25 protein-coding genes are annotated in these 19,636 nt (G+C 31.8%); all 25 read left to right on the forward strand.

What is annotated here, in order from left to right:
• Nucleotides 1-14: 14 nt before the first annotated feature.
• The 25 genes from proB (at nucleotide 15) to CPG45_RS15450 (ending at nucleotide 19,629) form a co-directional block, all read left to right on the forward strand.
• Entirely contained in the window at nucleotides 15-1,112 is a 1,098-nt protein-coding gene (gene proB, locus CPG45_RS15330) for a glutamate 5-kinase (protein WP_096232940.1), read from the forward strand.
• Between the two features lie 44 nt (nucleotides 1,113-1,156).
• On the forward strand, nucleotides 1,157-2,401 hold the full coding sequence (locus CPG45_RS15335; RefSeq protein WP_096232942.1) for a glutamate-5-semialdehyde dehydrogenase: 1,245 nt from the start codon (nucleotides 1,157-1,159) through the stop codon (nucleotides 2,399-2,401).
• A 24-nt stretch (nucleotides 2,402-2,425) separates the two neighbouring features.
• Entirely contained in the window at nucleotides 2,426-2,872 is a 447-nt protein-coding gene (gene aroQ, locus CPG45_RS15340; RefSeq protein ID WP_096232944.1) for a type II 3-dehydroquinate dehydratase, read from the forward strand.
• Between the two features lie 4 nt (nucleotides 2,873-2,876).
• A complete protein-coding gene (locus tag CPG45_RS15345) occupies nucleotides 2,877-3,941 on the forward strand; it encodes an aminopeptidase P family protein (RefSeq protein ID WP_096232945.1) in 1,065 nt (354 codons plus the stop codon).
• 21 nt (nucleotides 3,942-3,962) lie between these two features.
• Complete coding sequence (efp, locus tag CPG45_RS15350) at nucleotides 3,963-4,520, forward strand: elongation factor P (protein WP_096232947.1); 558 nt, start codon at nucleotides 3,963-3,965, stop codon at nucleotides 4,518-4,520.
• Between the two features lie 45 nt (nucleotides 4,521-4,565).
• Nucleotides 4,566-4,967, forward strand: a complete 402-nt coding sequence (locus CPG45_RS15355) for a CD1247 N-terminal domain-containing protein (protein ID WP_096232949.1) — start codon at nucleotides 4,566-4,568, stop codon at nucleotides 4,965-4,967.
• A gap of 112 nt (nucleotides 4,968-5,079) precedes the next feature.
• Nucleotides 5,080-6,072 (forward strand): stage III sporulation protein AA, encoded by a 993-nt coding sequence (gene spoIIIAA, locus CPG45_RS15360; RefSeq protein WP_197702863.1) that lies wholly within the window; start codon nucleotides 5,080-5,082, stop codon nucleotides 6,070-6,072.
• 1 nt (nucleotide 6,073) lies between these two features.
• Nucleotides 6,074-6,589: a stage III sporulation protein SpoIIIAB gene (spoIIIAB, locus tag CPG45_RS15365; RefSeq protein ID WP_096232953.1), complete on the forward strand. Its 516-nt coding sequence runs from the start codon at nucleotides 6,074-6,076 to the stop codon at nucleotides 6,587-6,589.
• Between the two features lie 13 nt (nucleotides 6,590-6,602).
• Nucleotides 6,603-6,800, forward strand: coding sequence for a stage III sporulation protein AC (spoIIIAC, locus tag CPG45_RS15370; RefSeq protein WP_013787952.1), 198 nt, complete (start codon nucleotides 6,603-6,605; stop codon nucleotides 6,798-6,800).
• A 43-nt stretch (nucleotides 6,801-6,843) separates the two neighbouring features.
• Nucleotides 6,844-7,230: a stage III sporulation protein AD gene (spoIIIAD, locus tag CPG45_RS15375; protein ID WP_096232955.1), complete on the forward strand. Its 387-nt coding sequence runs from the start codon at nucleotides 6,844-6,846 to the stop codon at nucleotides 7,228-7,230.
• Nucleotides 7,231-7,252: 22 nt separating this feature from the next.
• Complete coding sequence (gene spoIIIAE / locus CPG45_RS15380; protein ID WP_502695828.1) at nucleotides 7,253-8,407, forward strand: stage III sporulation protein AE; 1,155 nt, start codon at nucleotides 7,253-7,255, stop codon at nucleotides 8,405-8,407.
• Nucleotides 8,408-8,434: 27 nt separating this feature from the next.
• On the forward strand, nucleotides 8,435-9,022 hold the full coding sequence (spoIIIAF, locus tag CPG45_RS15385; protein WP_096232959.1) for a stage III sporulation protein AF: 588 nt from the start codon (nucleotides 8,435-8,437) through the stop codon (nucleotides 9,020-9,022).
• A 22-nt stretch (nucleotides 9,023-9,044) separates the two neighbouring features.
• Nucleotides 9,045-9,620, forward strand: a complete 576-nt coding sequence (spoIIIAG, locus tag CPG45_RS15390; RefSeq protein ID WP_096232961.1) for a stage III sporulation protein AG — start codon at nucleotides 9,045-9,047, stop codon at nucleotides 9,618-9,620.
• 20 nt (nucleotides 9,621-9,640) lie between these two features.
• Complete coding sequence (locus CPG45_RS15395; RefSeq protein ID WP_172856597.1) at nucleotides 9,641-10,201, forward strand: SpoIIIAH-like family protein; 561 nt, start codon at nucleotides 9,641-9,643, stop codon at nucleotides 10,199-10,201.
• Between the two features lie 57 nt (nucleotides 10,202-10,258).
• Nucleotides 10,259-10,654 carry an Asp23/Gls24 family envelope stress response protein gene (locus CPG45_RS15400; protein WP_096232963.1) on the forward strand — a complete coding sequence of 132 codons (396 nt, stop codon included), beginning with the start codon at nucleotides 10,259-10,261 and terminating at the stop codon, nucleotides 10,652-10,654.
• A gap of 57 nt (nucleotides 10,655-10,711) precedes the next feature.
• Entirely contained in the window at nucleotides 10,712-11,113 is a 402-nt protein-coding gene (gene nusB / locus CPG45_RS15405) for a transcription antitermination factor NusB (protein ID WP_096232965.1), read from the forward strand.
• A gap of 12 nt (nucleotides 11,114-11,125) precedes the next feature.
• A complete protein-coding gene (locus CPG45_RS15410) occupies nucleotides 11,126-11,974 on the forward strand; it encodes a bifunctional 5,10-methylenetetrahydrofolate dehydrogenase/5,10-methenyltetrahydrofolate cyclohydrolase (RefSeq protein WP_096232967.1) in 849 nt (282 codons plus the stop codon).
• The gene (gene xseA / locus CPG45_RS15415; RefSeq protein WP_096232969.1) at nucleotides 11,940-13,148 is read left to right on the forward strand and encodes an exodeoxyribonuclease VII large subunit; all 1,209 of its coding nucleotides are present in this window, start codon (nucleotides 11,940-11,942) and stop codon (nucleotides 13,146-13,148) included. Before CPG45_RS15410 ends, xseA begins: the two co-directional genes overlap by 35 nt.
• Entirely contained in the window at nucleotides 13,141-13,371 is a 231-nt protein-coding gene (gene xseB / locus CPG45_RS15420) for an exodeoxyribonuclease VII small subunit (protein WP_096232971.1), read from the forward strand. Before xseA ends, xseB begins: the two co-directional genes overlap by 8 nt.
• Nucleotides 13,364-14,245, forward strand: coding sequence for a polyprenyl synthetase family protein (locus CPG45_RS15425; RefSeq protein WP_096232973.1), 882 nt, complete (start codon nucleotides 13,364-13,366; stop codon nucleotides 14,243-14,245). The genes xseB and CPG45_RS15425 overlap by 8 nt, the downstream gene beginning before the upstream one ends.
• Nucleotides 14,246-14,970: 725 nt before the next feature.
• Entirely contained in the window at nucleotides 14,971-15,549 is a 579-nt protein-coding gene (locus CPG45_RS15430) for a hypothetical protein (RefSeq protein WP_096232975.1), read from the forward strand.
• A gap of 9 nt (nucleotides 15,550-15,558) precedes the next feature.
• On the forward strand, nucleotides 15,559-17,424 hold the full coding sequence (gene dxs, locus CPG45_RS15435; protein WP_096233663.1) for a 1-deoxy-D-xylulose-5-phosphate synthase: 1,866 nt from the start codon (nucleotides 15,559-15,561) through the stop codon (nucleotides 17,422-17,424).
• A complete protein-coding gene (locus CPG45_RS15440; protein ID WP_096232977.1) occupies nucleotides 17,421-18,215 on the forward strand; it encodes a TlyA family RNA methyltransferase in 795 nt (264 codons plus the stop codon). The genes dxs and CPG45_RS15440 overlap by 4 nt, the downstream gene beginning before the upstream one ends.
• An 84-nt stretch (nucleotides 18,216-18,299) precedes the next feature.
• Entirely contained in the window at nucleotides 18,300-19,163 is an 864-nt protein-coding gene (locus CPG45_RS15445) for an NAD(+)/NADH kinase (protein ID WP_096232979.1), read from the forward strand.
• A gap of 13 nt (nucleotides 19,164-19,176) precedes the next feature.
• The gene (locus CPG45_RS15450; protein WP_096232981.1) at nucleotides 19,177-19,629 is read left to right on the forward strand and encodes an arginine repressor; all 453 of its coding nucleotides are present in this window, start codon (nucleotides 19,177-19,179) and stop codon (nucleotides 19,627-19,629) included.
• Nucleotides 19,630-19,636 lie beyond the last annotated feature (7 nt).

The raw sequence follows: 19,636 nt of genomic DNA on the forward strand, positions 1-19,636 counted from the left end.
AGGATGGATATTTTATGAAAATAGTTGTTAAAGTTGGTACGAGTACCTTGACATATGAAAATGGTCAGCTAAATCTAGAGATGATGGAAAAATTGTCGAGGCAGATATCAAATTTGCAAAATAGAGGCGATAAAGTTATACTTGTTACATCAGGTGCAATCGGTGCAGGAATGGGAAAGCTTAATATAAAACAAAAGCCTAAAACACTGCCGGAAAAGCAATCACTTGCTGCAGTAGGACAAGGATTACTAATTGAACTTTACGAGAAATTTTTCAATGAGTATGGAAAGGTAACTGCACAGCTTTTGCTAACAAAAGACGATTTTTCTATAAGGGATAGATACTTAAATATAAGTTATACAATATCAAACCTATTAAACTATGGTGTAGTGCCAATAATAAATGAAAATGATACGGTTACTGTTGATGAAATAAAAATAGGCGATAATGATACACTTTCAGCACTTGTAGCAAGTCTTATTGAAGCAGACATTTTGATAATATTAACAGATATTGACGGGCTTTACAACAAAAATCCTTCGATTAACAATGACGCCATTTTGATCGATATCGTAGAGGAATTTTCAGATAAACTTTTTGATATTGCTGGCGGTGCCGGTACAAAATTTGGTACAGGTGGAATGTACACTAAGATGCAGGCAGCAAAGATATGCTATAATTCAGGTGTAAAAATGATTATAGCAAATGGAAAACTTGACAATGTTTTAAATAGGATTGCAAATGGTGAGAAAATAGGCACTACATTTATACCAATGCAAAATCCAATTTCCAGTAGAAAGGTATGGATTGCCTTCAATGCAAGTGTATTAGGTAAATTAGTCATAGATGACGGTGCTAAAAATGCCATATTAAATAAAGGAAAAAGCCTTTTGCCAGGTGGTATAAAATATACAGATGGTGAATATTCTGTAGGTGATTGTGTTTCTATAGTTGATACTAATGACAAAGAAATTGCAAGAGGATTAATTAATTATACATCATCTGAAGTTGATAAAATAAAGGGGTATAAATCTGGTGACATAGAGAAAATATTGGGATATAAAAACTATGATGAGGTTATCCATAGAGATAATTTAGTTATTATAAGCTGATTTATGTTTAATATTATTGTATAATGTTAAAGGAGGTTAAAAAAATGGAGATTGAAATAAAAGCAGATAAGGCTAAAATAGCATCCAGAAAATTAGCATTGATTGATGAAAATGTTAAAAACAAAGCTCTTAAAAATATGGCTGATATGCTCATCAATAATAGAGGTATTATTATTGAAGCAAATAAACGTGATGTGTTGTATGCTGAGAAAAAAGGTGTTAAAGCAGCTTTAATTGATAGGTTAAGGCTTAATGAAAAGCGTATTGAAGGAATGGCTAAGGGTCTACTCGAAATTTCAGCTCTTCCCGACCCTGTTGGCAATATAGAAGAGATGTGGAAAAGGCCAAATGGTCTTCAAATAGGCAAGATGAGATGCCCTATAGGCGTTATAGGGATAATATTTGAATCAAGGCCAAATGTTACAGCCGATGCAGCAGGACTTTGTCTTAAATCGGGAAATGCGGTAATATTAAGAGGTGGCAGTGATGCCATAAATTCAAATATAGCTATTGTTGAAACAATCTCTAAAGCGGCAATTGAGTCTGGTATTCCTGATGGTGCAATACAGCTTATAGAAAATACTGACAGAGAAGAAGTAAACCGCATGATGAAATTAAACGGCAAAATTGACCTATTAATACCGAGAGGTGGTGCCGGGTTAATACAAAATGTTATAAAAAATTCTACAATACCGGTAATAGAAACAGGTGTTGGCAATTGCCACGTGTATGTTGATTCATATGCTGATTTAGATATGGCACATAAAATAATCGTAAATGCGAAGACACAGAGGCCAGGGGTTTGCAATGCGATAGAGACAGTTCTAATACATAAAGATATTGCCAAGAACTTTTTACCGACTATGATAGAAAAATTGACATCCTTAGGGGTTGAAATAAGAGGGTGTGACATAACAAAATCTATATGCAGTGATGTAAAAGAGGCAAGTGAAGAAGATTGGAGAACTGAGTACCTTGACTTGATACTTGCGGTCAAAGTTGTTGATAGCATAGATGATGCTATAGAACACATTACAAAATATTCGTCAGGCCATTCAGAGAGTATAGTAACAGAAAATTATACTAACGCCATGAAGTTTTTAAAAGCTATTGACTCTGCTGCTGTATATGTCAATGCATCTACAAGATTTACGGATGGCGGTGAATTCGGCTTTGGCGCTGAGATAGGTATAAGTACACAAAAAATGCATGCAAGGGGTCCTATGGGTCTTAAAGAATTAACAACATATAAATATATAATTCTCGGAAATGGACAGATAAGAGAATAAAATTTTTAAAGTGAGGTATTTATTATGAAAAGAGTACTTATTATACACGGTCCAAATTTGAATTTGACCGGAAGCAGAGAGACAAATATTTATGGTAATGTAAGTTTTGAAGAGATTAATAATATAATAAAGAGGGAAGCATCGAAACTTGATTTAGCCGTAAAAATTCAGCAATCAAACAGCGAAGGAGAGATTATAGATTTTATCCACTCTGCAAAGAATAATTTTGATGCGATTATAATAAATCCAGGTGCATATTCACATTATAGCTATGCTATAATGGATGCAATTGGTGCCATAGATATACCTGTTATAGAAGTTCATCTATCAAATATTCAAAAGCGTGAAGATTTCAGGCATACATCTGTGACAGCGACAAGATGCTTAGGGCAAATTTCCGGTTTTGGACCATATAGTTATGTACTTGCTTTAAACGCTGTAAAATTATTAGAAGACTCGTTGGAGGAGTGATAATTTGTATAGTAGATTAAATGCTTCTAAAAATTTATTGAATGAAAAGGGCTTAGATGGTTTTATTATCTTTAAACCTGTTAATGTTACATATGTGACAGGCTTTACTGGCGATGATAGTGTAGCCATAATAAGCAAAAAAGATTCTTATTTTATAACAGATTCAAGATATACTGAACAGGCATTACATGAAGTGAAGGATTTTAATATTATAGAACATAAAACCGGGATTATGGACGCAATTAAAGAGTATGTAGATATGCTACATATTAAAAAACTAGGTTTTGAGGAAGATTATCTTACATATGGACAATATAGCGAATTAAAGGACAAATTAAATGTAGAGCTTATACCGGAAAAAAGCTTTATAGAGGGATTAAGAGAAATAAAAGATGAAACCGAAATAGAAAATATAAAAAAAGCGCAATATATAACAGAAAATACATTTGAATATTTCCTTAAGTTTATAAAAGTTGGAATGAAAGAAAGAGATATCGCTTTAGAAATGGAATACCACATGAAAAAGCTTGGTGCTGAAGATAAATCATTTGATTTTATAGTTGCATCAGGAAAGAGATCATCAATGCCACATGGAAAAGCTTCTGATAAGATTATAGAAAATGGAGATTTTGTGACATTTGATTATGGATGCAAAGTAAATGGTTATTGTTCAGACATGACAAGGACAGTTGTTGTAGGAAAGGCAAATGACAGACAAAAAGAAATTTACAATACAGTTTTAGAAGCGCAGATGAATGCAATCAACAATCTAAAAGCAGGAATGATAGAAAATGAAGGAGATAATCTAGCAAGAAGGGTAATTGATGAAAAAGGGTATGGAAATTATTTTGGACATTCATTAGGACATGGTGTTGGTCTTGAAATACATGAAAGACCCGTATTGAGCCCAAGAGGAAATAATGTATTAAAAGCAGGCATGATTGTGACAATCGAACCTGGAATATATATTCCCGATTTTGGTGGCGTTAGAATAGAAGATATGGTATTATTAAAAGAGGATGGCGTTATTGATTTAACAAATTCGCCCAAAGTATTAATAGAAGTATAACTAATGATGGAGGGATATTAATTGGTATCAGCAGGAGAATTCAGAAAAGGAATGACAATCGACATTGATGGTCAGGTATTTACAGTAGTAGACTTTCAACACGTAAAACCGGGGAAAGGTGCAGCTTTTGTAAGAACAAGGTTAAAAAATGTAATTACAGGAGCAGTTGTTGAAAGAACTTTTAACCCTACTGAAAAAGTTGAAGAAGCAGTTATAGAAAGAAAGGATATGCAGTATCTATATAATGACGGCAATTTATATTATTTTATGGATACTGAAACATTCGAGCAGATTCCTTTAAACTACGAAAAAGTTGAAGACGCAATGAAGTTCTTAAAAGAAAACATGACGGCAACAATAAAGTTTTATAAGGGTGAAGCTTTTTCAGTTGAGCCACCAACATTTGTTGAACTTGAAGTAGTTGAAACTGAGCCTGGTTTTAAAGGTGATACAGCAACAGGTGGCTCAAAGCCGGCAAAAGTTGAAACAGGTGCAATAATTCAAGTGCCATTGTTTGTAAATCAAGGTGACATTATAAAAATTGATACAAGGACTTCAGAATACTTGGAAAGAGTATAGTTTATTACCCTTTTAAAAATAATAATAAAAAAGGAGGTATTGTGAATGGAGTATTTAAATGAAAGAGTTTCATATCTAAGAGGCCTCGTAGATGGTCTTGAGATTGATGAAACTACAAAGGAAGGCAAAGTTTTGCTTGCTATTATCGATGCACTTGAAGATTTTGCAGATGCAATAAATGACATAGAAGAATCTCAATCAGAGCTCGATGATTATGTAGGTGCAATTGATGAAGATTTGTCGGACGTTGAAGATGAAGTTTATGACGATGAATATGATGACGATGAATATGTTGAGGTAGAATGTCCTCATTGCCATATGTTAATGAGCGTTGAAGAGGACCTTCTTGACGACGGTGACACAGAGCTTGTATGTCCTCATTGTAATGAAACAGTTAATATAAATGATGTTATTGTTTGTGAAGATGATAATGACGATAAGGAATAACATTAATTAATGATTAGTTAAAAATACTCACTATTTTATAGTGGGTATTTTTTTTATTCATAAATATTTACATTAGTAAATATAATTTTTGTAGAGAGGAGGACATGTTATGATAAACGAAAGTAAAAATTATAATGAACTACTTAACTCTTTGCCATTTAATGTAAGAAATATAATTATAAAGATACCCAAAAATATAAAGGCAAAAATGGAGGAGATAAGACTGAGAATTAATAAACCCTTAATGATTCATATAGATAACCAAGAACGATTTATATCAAGTGAAGGTAGAATAGTAGATTTAGCTGATTTTGCTTACAGAGTTACGAATGATGATTGTGAAAAAGCATTGCAGTTAATCTCTAAGTCTTCTATCTATGCTTTTGAAGATGAGATTAAAAATGGATATATAACATTAAAAGGTGGATATAGAGTTGGAATATGTGGAAAGTGTGTTCTCGAGAATGGAATGATAAAGACTATTATAAATGTATCTGGATTTAATTACAGAATAATGAGAGAATGTATCGGTGTCTCTGATGAAATCATGCGTTATATTTTAAAACAATCAGATACTATATATAACACATTGATAATTTCTCCCCCTCAATGTGGGAAAACTACTTTATTAAGGGATATAGCGAGAAATATAAGCAATGGAATGAAGACACTTGACTTTAAAGGCGATAATATCTCGATAATAGACGAAAGGTCTGAAATTGCAGCATGTTACAAAGGTGATCCACAAAATGATGTTGGATACCGTACTGATATACTTGATTCATGTCCAAAGCATTTAGGAATATTGATGATGATAAGATCAATGTCACCACGTGTTATAATCACAGATGAAATAGGCAAAATCGAAGATATTACAGCAATACATGAAGCAGTAAATGCAGGTGTTAATATCATTACAACTGTGCACGGAAATGACATAAGTGACATTATAAGAAAAGAATATCTTAATGAACTTATAAGTGGAAAGGAATTTGAAAGATATATTATTTTAAGCAAAAGAAAAGGCGCTGGAACTATTGAATCTATCCTTGATAGAGATCTCAAAACTATTTTCAAAGGTCCTTATAGAAAGGATGTAGATTAATATGATAAAAATAATTGGTATGACAATGGTTTTAGCTTCATCGACATTAATTGGATACATTCTCTCATTAAAATATTCTTTAAGATGGCGCACATTAAGATCATTAATTTCAAGTTTAAACATTTTAATGACAGAGATTACATACGGCAAGATTACTTTATCAGAAGCCTTTATGAAAGTATCAAAAATTTCTAATTTGAGTGTTAAACAATTATTTATATCAACTTCTGAAATATTAAACTCTAACAAAGGATATACGGCTGGCGAAGCATGGGAAATAGCGATTAAAAAGATGAAAGATATAAATTTAAATGAGGAAGATATTGAGATATTAAAATCTTTTGGTAACGGACTTGGAAATTCAGACATTTACAATCAGGAAAATAATTATAAATTAACGGTAGAATTGCTTAAAAAACAACTTATTGATGCAGAAGAATCGAGCAAAAAAAATGAAAAAATGTATAAAAACCTTGGGCTTTTAGTGGGAATCGCGATAATCATCATATTTATATAAGGGGGAAATAAATTTGAGCATTGATATAATTTTTAAGATAGCCGCAATTGGAATTCTTGTAACAGTACTTAATCAAATCTTAATTAGATCTGGTAGGGAAGAGCAGGCAATGATGGTGACATTAGCAGGTGTTGTCGTAGTATTAATGATGGTGATAACAATGATAAATAACTTATTTACTGCAGTTAAAACTATATTTCAATTGTATTAGCGATTTAAATGAAGGATAAAACTTACTGAAAGGAACTGTTTTTATGGAGATTATACAAATAGTAGTTATAGGTATAATTTGCGTGCTTATTTTAACGATACTAAGGGAGACAAATCCTGATATTGCCATAATAATAAGTCTAATAGCTGGAATAATCATATTCTTCATTGTAATTCCCAAGATAAGCAATATTATTTCAGTCTTAAATACGCTTGCGGATAAAAGCGGTATCAACAATGTTTATGTCGTCACAGTTTTTAAAATTATTGGTATTGCATATATTGCAGAATTTGGATCACAGCTTTCTATAGATGCGAATGAAAAGAATATAGCCTCAAAAATAGAGTTAGCAGGAAAGATTATAATTGTATTTCTATCATTACCGATAATAATAGCTCTTGTTGATGCAATAGTCTCCATAATGCCGTGAGGTGAAAAACATGAGAAAAAGTATATTAGTATTATTGGCCATAATCGTTATAATCATGATACCTATAAAGCCTGTATATGCTGATGATAAGTCAGATATTTATACACAGATACAAGGTGTTGATACTAGCGAAGTTGACTCTTTAATAAAGGGAATTAATGATAAATATGGTAATATAATGCCTCTCACTGATGTCAAGACGTACATAATGAATGTGTTAAAAGGTAAAGAGACATTTAATGCTAAAGATATATTTAATAACATATTGAAAATCTTATTTAAGGAGTTAATGACATCATCAGGTTTATTGATGCAGCTTATATTATTGGCAATATTAAGCGCTGTTTTGACTAATTTAGAAAGTTCCTTTGAAAGAGAGGGTATAAGTCAGATTGCACATTTAGCAGTTTACGCAGTTTTAATCATAGTTGCAATAAAAAGCTTTATGGGAGTACTTAATATTGGCAGAGATGCGATAAATAGTATGGTTGATTTTATGCAGGCAATACTGCCGGTTTTAATAACAATGTTAGTATCAGTAGGAGCTTATGTTTCAGCTTCATTTTTTCAACCAGCTATTATAATGGCTGTGGAATTTACAGCACAGGTAATTAGAGATTTTATATTTCCAGCTATTCTTTTTATGACTGTTATTAAAATAGTAAGTCGTATTTCTGATAAGTTTAGCTTAAATAAGCTAAGTGATTTTACTAAAACGGTATGTACAGCATCAATATCAATCCTTTTAAGCATATTTATCGGTATTATTACTATTCAAGGTATAACATCCTCAATTGCAGATGGTGTCATATCAAGAACTACGAAATATGCAGTAGGCACTTTTTTACCTATTGTGGGTAGTATTTTATCTGACAGTATAGATGCAATAATGGGGGCTTCTTTCTTAATTAAGGGTGCTATAAGTACATTCGGTTTAATTGCAATAATTTTAATATCAATTATGCCTATTATTAAGATATTAACACTTATGATTATATATAAGCTTTCTGCGGCGGTTATCGAACCAATAGCGGATAAGAGGATAGTTGATTTTATATCAGATATTGCAACATCTATAGCATATATTTTTGCGGCATTAGTTTCAGTTACAATTATGATGTTTTTATCGATAACAGCGGTAATAAATGCGGCCAGTGTAAGTGTTATGATGAGATAAACGTAAAATGAAGGGAATGTAAAAAACATGGAGATGATAAAAAATTGGATATTACAAATAGCATATATATCAATTTTAGCGGTAATATTTGAATTTATGGTTCCATCTTCAAGTATAAAAAAATATGTTAAAGTCGTCATAGGTTTAATTATTATGATGACTATAATTAACCCTATATTAACTTTCTTAAAGGGTGGAATTGATATAAACAGTGCCGTTTTAAAAAATGAATATGGCTATAACGATATTGATATTAATTCCGTATCAAAGCAAGCTGAAGTAGAGAGAAATAAACTCATAGTTGATGAGTACAAAAGAAGATTGAATGAACAAATCAAAGAAAGAATACTGACAAAAGTTGATGCTGCCAATGTTCAAGTTGATGCTAAAATAGATAATGATATCAATGATAAATATTTTGGTAAAATAGAAAGTCTTGATATAAAAATATCTAATGTAACTAATGAAAAACCAAATACTAAGGGAAATGTCGACAAGGTTGTAATAAATATAAATCAATCAAATGATAAAAAAAATAATATTGATGATATTAAAAATGATATAAGTACATTCTATAATGTACCGTTAAAGAATATAACTATAGAAGAAAAATAATTAAATGAAAGGGGGATAAAATGTGGATTTCAATAAACTAAAGGAAAAATTATTAAAAACCGATAGTAAAACTATACAAGATTTAGCAGTAATATTAATAATTGGATTAATCCTTTTGATTGGGGCCAGTATTTTTATTAAGCCCAAACCTACAAATAAAAACTCGGATAAGCAGATGGTCGTAAAGCAAATGACCGAAGAGGATTATGCTAATGGACTTGAGATAGAACTGAAAAACATTCTATCCAAGATTCACGGAGTAGGCAATGTAGATGTTTTGGTGACATTGGATTCCAATGATGAGGTAGTTGCGGCAATGGATATAGTACAATCTCAGACAACAACAAATGAAAAAGACAATAATGGTGGTATGAGGACGACTGTACAAACAGAGTCAAATAATAAAATTGTTACATCCCAAAATACAGGCGGTCAAAACCAGCCAATAGTTTTAAAAAAGGTAATGCCGGAAGTTAGAGGCGTAGTTATTGTTGCTGATGGTGCAAAAGATCCCAATGTAGCATATGAATTAATGACATCTGTTCAGACGGCCTTAGGTATACCGGCATATAAAGTAAAAGTTGTTTCATCAAAATAATAATTTTAGGAGGTTTTACTATGATGTATTTAAAGAAAAAATCAATAGCAATAGTTTCTCTTGTTTTGCTTATTGCGATAGCTTTCGTAATAAATTACAGCTATCAAAATGGAATTAATAAAAATGCATCTGGAAAGACGGAGGACTTAAATACACAACTTACTGATAAAAATCAGACACTCAATACAACATCATCCAAAGATGCGTCGAAAGCAGCTACTGCAGTAGCTTCGGGTTTATTTTCTTCCTATAGGCAAGATAGGGATGTAAATAGAAGTCGCAGTCTTGAAGCATTGCAAGAAATTGTCAATAATAAAAATACGAGCCAGACAACAAGAGATGAAGCCCAAAAGCAGATTATAAAATTGACAGAGACAAATCAAAAAGAATTAATACTTGAAAATTTGATAAAAGCAAAAGGATTTCAAGATGCAGTTGTTTTAATAGACAACAATACTGCAAATGTAATTGTTCAGGCAGATAAATTGTCTGAACAGGAAGTGGCAAAAATACAAGATGTAGTATTACAACAGACTGGATTCTCCCTTGATAATATAAAAATCATGAATAGAATGAATTAGTTATAATTGTAAAATAAATGTTTATTTGCTATAATATTTATGAAAGGAAGTGTTACAATGGAAGAAAATATAAGTCAGGAATTAGAGTTTGGCACAATTAAAATTTCTGATGATGTTGTTGCTGTAATAGCGGGTTTAGCTGCTACTGAGGTTCCTGGTGTTGCGGGAATGAGCGGCGGTGTTGTCAATGGAATTACAGAAATGCTTGGCCGAAAGAATCTCTCAAAAGGTGTTAAAGTCCAGGTTGGAGAAAAAGAAGCAGCTGTTGATTTATATATTATTGTTGATTATGGTGTAAGAATTTCTGAAGTTGCCTGGAATGTTCAAGAAAGTGTGAAAAAAGCGATTGAGACAATGACAGGGCTTAAAGCAGTTGAAGTGAACATTCATGTGCAAGGAGTAAATATGGAGAAGGAGCAAAAAGCAAAAGTAACACCAAAAGAGAATAAATAGTATTGTAAACCCTCTGAATTTGCGGAGGGTTAATTTTAGTATTTAGGAGCGATTCAAATGAACAGAACTCAAGCGAGAGAATGGGTAGTAAAAATGATATACCAGTTCGATGTATCAAAATTAGATCCTGAAAATATACTGAATAAATTTTATGAGGAAAATAATCCTGGAGATGAAAAAGATTATATAGTAAAAACTTTTTATGGTATTATTGAAAATCTAGATGACATTGACAATAACATAAAAAAATATTTAAAAAATTGGGAGATAGGAAGGATTGCAAAAATAGATTTAGCTATACTTAGGTGTAGTTTTTATGAAATCTTATATAGATGCGATATTCCCCATAGCGTTTCTATAAATGAAGCGGTTGAAATGGCTAAAAAATATAGTACGGAAAAATCTCCTTCTTTTATCAATGGTATTTTAGGCAGCTTTGTAAAGGAAATTAGTAAGTGATGGTGAACATTTATGGTTATTGATGGTAAAAGTATAGCAAAGGAAATTAGAGATAAGATAAAATCTGAAATAATGCAAAATAATTATAAGCCGCACCTTGCAATAGTTATGGCAGGCAATGATGAAGCTTCAAAGATATATGCAAACACAAAAGTAAAGGCATGTAAAAGTGTTGGAATTGATGCAAATGTTTTTTATTTTGATGAAGATGAAGAGAAAAAATATATAGCAAAATTAGAGGAATTAAACAATGATACCAATGTACATGGTATAATGGTTGAGATGCCACTACCACTTTCTTTTAATAAGCAAAGAACGTATGACATTATAGACCCATATAAAGATGTTGATTGTATATCGACGTATAATATGGGGAGGTTATTTGCAGGTAATCCACTTTATATACCTTGCACACCAAATGCAATTTTGTACATATTAAAAAATTTAAATATAGATTTCACAGGGAAACATGCTGTTGTTGTTGGTAGAAGCGATATTTTAGGCAAACCAGTAGCAAAGTTAATGCTGGATCTTAACATGACAGTTACTCAATGTCATTCAAAAACAATAGATTTAGAAAAATATACAAGACAGGCAGATGTCCTTATATTAGCAGTAGGCAAAAGAAATCTTGTTAATGGTGATATGATAAAAGATGGAGTTATTTTAGTTGATGCTGGAATTACTGAATACGACGGCAAAATTTTCGGTGATTGTGATTTTGATAGTGTTGAAAGGCACTGCCATTATATAACACCCGTTCCAGGTGGTGTGGGTCCGGTTACAACGTCAATGGTACTATTAAATACGCTGGAGGCATACAAAAATGCTATTAAAAACACTTACCGTGAGAGAAGTTAATGAATATATAAAAAAACTTTTGAGCGGGGATATAATATTAAAAAATATAATGATAAAGGGTGAAATATCAAATTTAAAGTTCCATTCGCAAGCATTGTATTTTACACTTGTTGATGAATATGCTTCATTAAAATGTATAATGTTTAATGAGTATTTAGAAAAAATTGATTTAAAACTTGAAAATGGAATGTCTGTTATTGCAACAGGTAGAATATCTGTATATGAAAAAAGCGGCACTTTTGAATTTTATGTTACGAAAATTGAAGTTGAGGGTTCTGGTGCACTTTATGTATCTTTTGAAAAACTTAAACAAAGATTAAAAAACGAAGGATTATTTGACAGTGATAAAAAGATACCCATTCCTAAAAATCCAAAAAAGATCGGAGTTATAACATCACCGACAGGTGCTGCAATACATGATATAATTAAGATTTTAAGAAGAAGAAAACCCTCTATTGATATTCTTGTCGTTCCAATCTTAGTTCAAGGCAATATGGCGGCACTAGAAATCGAGGAAGCTATTAACACCTTAAATAAAAGAAGAGATATCGACCTTATTATACTTGGAAGAGGCGGAGGGTCATTTGAGGACCTTTATCCATTTAGCGAAGAAAAAGTAGCAAGAGCAATTTACAAATCAAAAATACCTGTTATATCTGCTGTTGGTCATGAAACAGATTTTACGATTGCTGATTTCGTTGCAGATTTAAGAGCACCTACACCATCTGCAGCTGCTGAATTAGCCGTAACTGATATATCTGTTTATAATGATATGATAAATAATTATAAAAAGAGTTTGTACCATTCTATCATGGCAATAATTAATAATGAAAGGCAACATTTAAATGGCTTGAAGAATACTATTCTTAGTAAAAATCCAATAAGAGAGAACGAACAGTTAAAAATAAAATTAAAGAGCTTGAATAGGATAATGGAAAATAGTATTATTAGTATAATAAATAATAAAAAGTTTAAATATATTAGCTTGGTAGACAAATTAAATACCTTAAGCCCATTAAATGTTTTAAAACGTGGTTATACTGTTACAATGGATAGAAATAATTTAAAACCAATCACATTAGCAAAAAATCTAATGGTTGATGATATTGTATATATTTTGTTTAATGATGGCAAGGCAAGATGTACGGTTAATGAGGTGGAAAAAAATGAATGATGATATGGACTTTGAGAAAAATATGGACAAACTTGAAGATATAGTAAAAAAGCTCGAAAAAGGGAATTTACCATTGGAAGAATCTTTTAAACTTTTTAAAGAAGGACTACAGCTGTCTCAAAAATTAAACGAATTATTAAATAATATTGAAGGAAAAATAACAATGCTTGTCAATGGTGATGATAAGGTTCCCTTTAAAATTGAGGAGGACAAAGATGTTTGAAGATGTACTAAAGGAAAAAATAGAATATGTTAATGAAGGATTAAAGAAATATCTTGATACAGATGAAAAGCCTGAAGTACTATATGATGCCATGAGGTATAGCGTATTTGCCGGTGGGAAAAGAATTCGCCCCATTTTATGTCTATCAGCATGTGAACTTATGGGTGGTAATAGAGAAGATGCTTTGCCTATAGCATGTGCGATTGAATTTATTCATACATATTCACTTATTCATGATGACTTACCAGCTATGGATAATGATGATTTAAGGCGTGGAAAACCTACAAACCATAAGGTATATGGTGAAGCAATTGCAATACTTGCAGGTGATGCCCTTTTAAATTATGGATTTGAAGTTTTAATACAATACGCTTTAAACTCGAACTTATATACTAAAATTTTAAAAGCAACAAATGAGATAGCTAAAGCTGCTGGTTGTCACGGAATGGTAGGTGGTCAAGTTATTGATCTTCTTTCAGAAAACAAAACAATAAGTAAAGACGAACTTAAATTTATGCATGATTATAAAACAGGCGCCTTAATAAAAGCAGCTGTTTGTTCAGGCGCTATTGTTGGTGGCGCTGACGATAAAACAGTAGAAAAATTAAGAAAATATGCTGATTATTTGGGTCTCGCTTTTCAAATCAAAGACGACCTTCTAGATGTTTTAGGTGATGAAAAAAAGCTTGGAAAAAATATAAAAAGCGATGTGGAAAATGGAAAATCAACATTTGTTAGTATATTTGGCATAGAGCGTTCAACTGCTCTTGTCAGCGAATTGACTGAAAGTGCTAATGAGATATTAAACGAATTCGGAAGTAGAGGAGAATTTTTAAAAAGCCTCACAAATTATTTGGCAGAACGAGAAAACTAAAGCTTAATTAAGCATACATTTAATTATATTATATAGCTTATTTTTTTATGATTTATATAATCAATTAAAAACATAAGTTAATAAATAGCGTATTTGATAGTATTATTTAAAAATGTTATAATCAATATCAATACGAAGTGGTGCAGTATCCTAGTCAGGACTGGTAATTCTGAAGACGGGCCTAAAAATCCGTTAAAGGCATATCGATGAAGTTCCTGGTGCAGGCTTTCGATGCCCAATCGAGGGCTTGTGCTGGGAGTTAAGAAAAGAGGGGCGATCTACAATGGCATGTAGGCGTTGACCCCCTTTTCGTGGAGACCTATTCCCGTGGCATTATGCTACGGCATAGGGTGAACCTACCTTGCGGTAATAAAGCTGTGGGTAGTGTAGCCTGCCTTGAGTGATTTAGGTGGTTATCAGACTAAACTTTAACTTAATGAGCTCTTAAGTTAAAGCTATTGCTGATGAAACCTTGATTGCAAAAGAGGATAGGAATTAGCAGACTGTCGAGGAAAGCTCCTAGGCTGTTCGATAGAGGCATATTGAGGATTACAGTGTGGACTAAGTGGTAATCCAGTCATACTATTGGCGACAAGGTAAATTCAGGTTTAAAGGGAAACCGCCGAATGGCGACATTCGGTGCCTGAATGGGAAACCCTGCTGGACCTAAGCCACAAAATTTACTCAATATGCTGCCACTTCTCTACATAGGAGGACCCTTTTTGATGAAATCAAGGAGTTTAAATATTAATTATAAATGGCTTGTTAATGCTTCTATTTTTAGCTTCATATTAGCTGTTGTTTTAAATTTTTCATCAGATATATTATTAAAAAAAAGCAATATTATAATTGCTTTTTTTGTGTTATTATTAATAGTATTTACTGGTATATTATTTGATATAATTGGTATAGCTGTAGCGACTGGAAACGAAGAACCTTTTCATTCGATGGCAGCTAATAAAGTTCTAGGTGCGAAACAATCAATAAGACTTATTAGAAATGCCAATATTGTGACTAATTTTTGTAACGATATTGTTGGTGATATATGTGGAATAGTATCTGGTGCTGCTCTTACAAGTATAATTTTAAAATTATCAATAACAGGTACTAAAAGTACTATATATACAACAATTTTTGGTGGAATATTATCAGCAATAACGATTGGTGGCAAAGCAATTGGGAAAAGTTTTGGAATTTATAAAAGCCAGTCAATAGTGTATTGGGTTGGCATATTTCTTGCTTGGATAGAAAAAAATATCGGTATAAACATATTTCCAGACAGAAGGAATAAAAATAGAAAGTGAGTGGGCTACATGCTCGAAAAAATTAATTCACCTTACGACATAAAAAAATTAAATACTAATGAACTTGAATTGTTATCAGAGGAGATTCGTTCATTTTTAATAAATCATATTTCAAAAACAGGAGGACATCTTGCGTCAAATCTCGGTGTCGTTGAACTTACCATCGCTTTACATTATGTTTTTAATTCACCTATTGACAAGATCATTTGGGATGTGGGCCATCAAAGTTACGTACATAAGATTTTAACAGGGCGTCGCGATTTGTTTGATAAACTCAGAAAATTTAATGGACTATCCGGATTTCCCAAGAGAAAAGAAAGTGTTCATGATATATTTGAAACTGGTCATAGTAGTACATCAATATCAGCTGCATTGGGCATTGCAAAGGCGAGAGATTTAAATAATGAAAAATATTCAGTTATATCCGTCATTGGTGATGGTGCACTTACAGGTGGAATGGCATTTGAAGCTTTAAATGATGCAGGAAGATCAAAAACAAATTTAATTGTTATACTTAATCATAATGAAATGTCAATATCAAAAAATGTAGGAAGCCTTTCATTATACTTAAGTAAATTAAGGACAGACCCTGGATATTTTAGACTAAAAAAGGATTTAGAAAATGTTTTAAATATAATACCGCCAATTGGGAAAAGTATCTACAAATCTATAGAAAAAATCAAAGATTCTATTAAGCAGTTAATTGTTCCTGGAATGATATTTGAAGAAATGGGATTTAAATATCTTGGCCCAATTGACGGACATGATATAGATTCATTAATCGATGTATTTACGAGAGCAAAGAAAATTACCGGTCCGATATTTATCCACATCATAACAAAAAAAGGAAAAGGGTATAAATACGCTGAAAATAATCCTGATAAATTTCATTCGGCGTCACCGTTTAATATTGCGACAGGCGAATTTAAAAAAAACGGACGTGATACTTATTCGGATGTGTTTGGGAAAACTCTTACAGACCTAGCCTTGAAAGACCCTAAAATTGTTGCCATAACAGCAGCAATGCCTGATGGTACAGGATTAAATCATTTTGCGGAAAAGATACCTGAGCGATTTTATGATGTAGGAATAGCCGAACAGCATGCAGTAACATTTGCAGCCGGGATGGCAGTTAACGGATATAAACCATATTTTGCAGTATATTCAACATTCTTACAAAGGGCTTTTGACCAAGTAATACATGATATATGTATACAAAATCTACCAGTAGTTTTAGGTATTGATAGAGCAGGCATTGTTGGTGAAGATGGTGAAACACATCAAGGAATATTTGATATATCTTATTTAAGAATGATACCAAACATGATAATTATGGCACCTAAGGATGCAAATGAGCTTGTAGAAATGATTAAATTATCTACCAAGATTAAAGGACCATGTGCAATAAGATACCCGAAAGGAAAAGTCGACGAATACGATAGAAATAGAAGTTGTAACTTTGATATTGGTAATGCTGAAGTTTTAAGTGAGGGCAATAATGTAGTTATTTTTGCACTTGGCAGGATGGTTAATACAGCAATGAAAGCAAAGTATGAGCTTGAAAAGTATTCAATTTTTCCTTATGTTATTAATTTGAGATTTGCAAAACCACTAGACATTAATTTGATACTTGATATTTCAAGAAAAGTAGACTATATATTTACAATCGAAGATAATGTTATTTCAGGTGGCATAGGTAGCGGCATTTTAGAATTGCTAAATGAAAATGGAATATATAAAAAGGTAGTAAGAATAGGCTTTCCAGATAAATTCATTGAACACGGTGATGTAGATTCCTTATTTAAAAAGTACAAACTTGATAGCAATTCCTTGGTTAAATATGTAATAGAAGTATGTGGTGATGCTAAATCATGAAAGACAAAGAAAGAATAGACGTTTTATTAGTTAAAAGGGGATTATTTACATCAAGAGAAAAGGCAAAGGCGTCTATAATGGCGGGTGAAGTATATGCAAATGGAAGAAGAGTCGATAAAGCCGGAGATATGTTAGACATCAAATCAAATATAGAAATTAAAGGCAAAACAAATCCATATGTAAGTAGAGGCGGTTTGAAGTTAGAAAAGGCTTTAAAATATTTTAATATAGATGTGAATGGTAAAATAGCAATGGATGTTGGCGCATCGACGGGTGGTTTTACTGATTGCCTTTTAAAAAATGGTGCCAAAAAAGTTTATTCTATTGATGTAGGATATGGACAGCTTGATTGGAGCTTAAGAAATGATAAGAGAGTTATTAATATGGAGAGAATAAATGTAAGATATCTTAATGATATACCCGATATTGTCGATATTGTTACTATAGATGTGTCTTTCATTTCACTATCTATTGTTATTCCAGCAATTAAAAAATTTATAAAAGGAGATGGAGAGTTAATATCCTTAATAAAACCACAATTTGAAGCAGGTAGAGAAAAAGTTGGTAAAAAGGGTGTCGTTAAGGATAAAAATGTCCATATAGAAGTTATAGAGAAAGTTGTGAATATATTAAAGAACTTATCTTTTTCTATTAAAGGGCTTACTTATTCTCCTATAAAGGGGCCGGAAGGTAATATTGAGTATTTAATATATGCAAAAAATAATGAATATGAAAATAATGAAATAGATATTGTTAATATAGTAGAAAAATCACACAGTGAACTTGAATAATTAATAAAAATTTTGTATAAAAAAGAAGGATATTTAAATCTTATGTAGAATTAAGAATAAATGTATATAAAATGTGGTGATTAAATGAAGAAAATAGGGGTTATTCCGAATATACATAAGGATAAAGATTTGGAAACAACAAAGAAGTTAGTTAAATGGATATTAGATCATGAAAGCATTCCGTATTTAAATGAGATAATAGCATCTAAGATTGGTTATACAGAATATGGCAAGAGTTCTTCAGAAATATATAGGGAATGCGACTTTATTATAGTGTTGGGTGGAGATGGTACAATATTAAACGTTGCCAGGCAGTGTGCACCATATTCTACACCTATACTAGGTGTCAATCTTGGTCATTTGGGATTTTTGGCAGAAGTCGATAATGGTGATATTTTTGATGCCATAGAAAAAATATATATTGGTGAGTATACAATAGATAAGAGAATGATGATTGAAGCCAGCGTGGTAAAAAATGATATGGAGATTGTAAATTTTATCGCACTTAATGATATTGTCGTTACAAGAGGAGCTTTTTCAAGGATGGTTCAATTAAAAGCTTTTGTCAATGAGCAGTATCTTGATACATATTTGGCAGATGGAATAATTATTTCAAGTCCTACAGGTTCTACTGCATATTCATTATCAGCAGGTGGACCTATTGTTTATCCAAATGTTGAATTACTCGTCATAACACCTATTTGTCCACATACCCTACATTCTCGATCTATTATTGTTTCAGAAAAAGATAGGGTAAAACTTATAATTGATGAAGGCAATCAGGATGTTATGATAACGACGGATGGGCAACAAGGTTATAAATTAAGCAGTAGTGATACAATTTATATAAATAAAAGTAATAAATATACCAATTTAATTAGGCTTAAAAATACAAACTTTTTTGATTTACTGAGAAACAAGCTATCTGAAAGAAACATTAACATATGATGAGGAGTGTAGAATGATGAAATTGGCTCGACATGCAAAAATACTTGAAATTATCAATAAGAACGAAATTGAAACACAGGAAGAATTAGCAGATGCTCTTCTAAAAGAAGGAATAAGAGTTACACAAGCAACAGTATCCCGCGATATTAAAGAATTAAGACTAATAAAGGTATTAAGCGATGATGGCAAAAAATATAAATATGCGACAATAAAAAATACTGATAATAAAGTAAAAGATAAACTTGTTGCACTATTATCAGGTATTGTAAGCATAGATTATGCTGGAAACACTATAGTCATAAAGACATTGTCAGGAACTGCTCCTGCAGCGGCAGAGGCATTAGATACATTAAATTGGAATGAAGTTGTTGGGACACTGGCAGGTGATAATACAATTTTCATGCTTGTCAGAACAGAACAGGCTATAAAGGAGATAATTGACAGGATAAATAAATTGATCAAGTAAATTTGGG

This window comes from Thermoanaerobacterium sp. RBIITD (genome assembly GCF_900205865.1).
Classification (GTDB): Bacteria; Bacillota; Thermoanaerobacteria; order Thermoanaerobacterales; family Thermoanaerobacteraceae; genus Thermoanaerobacterium.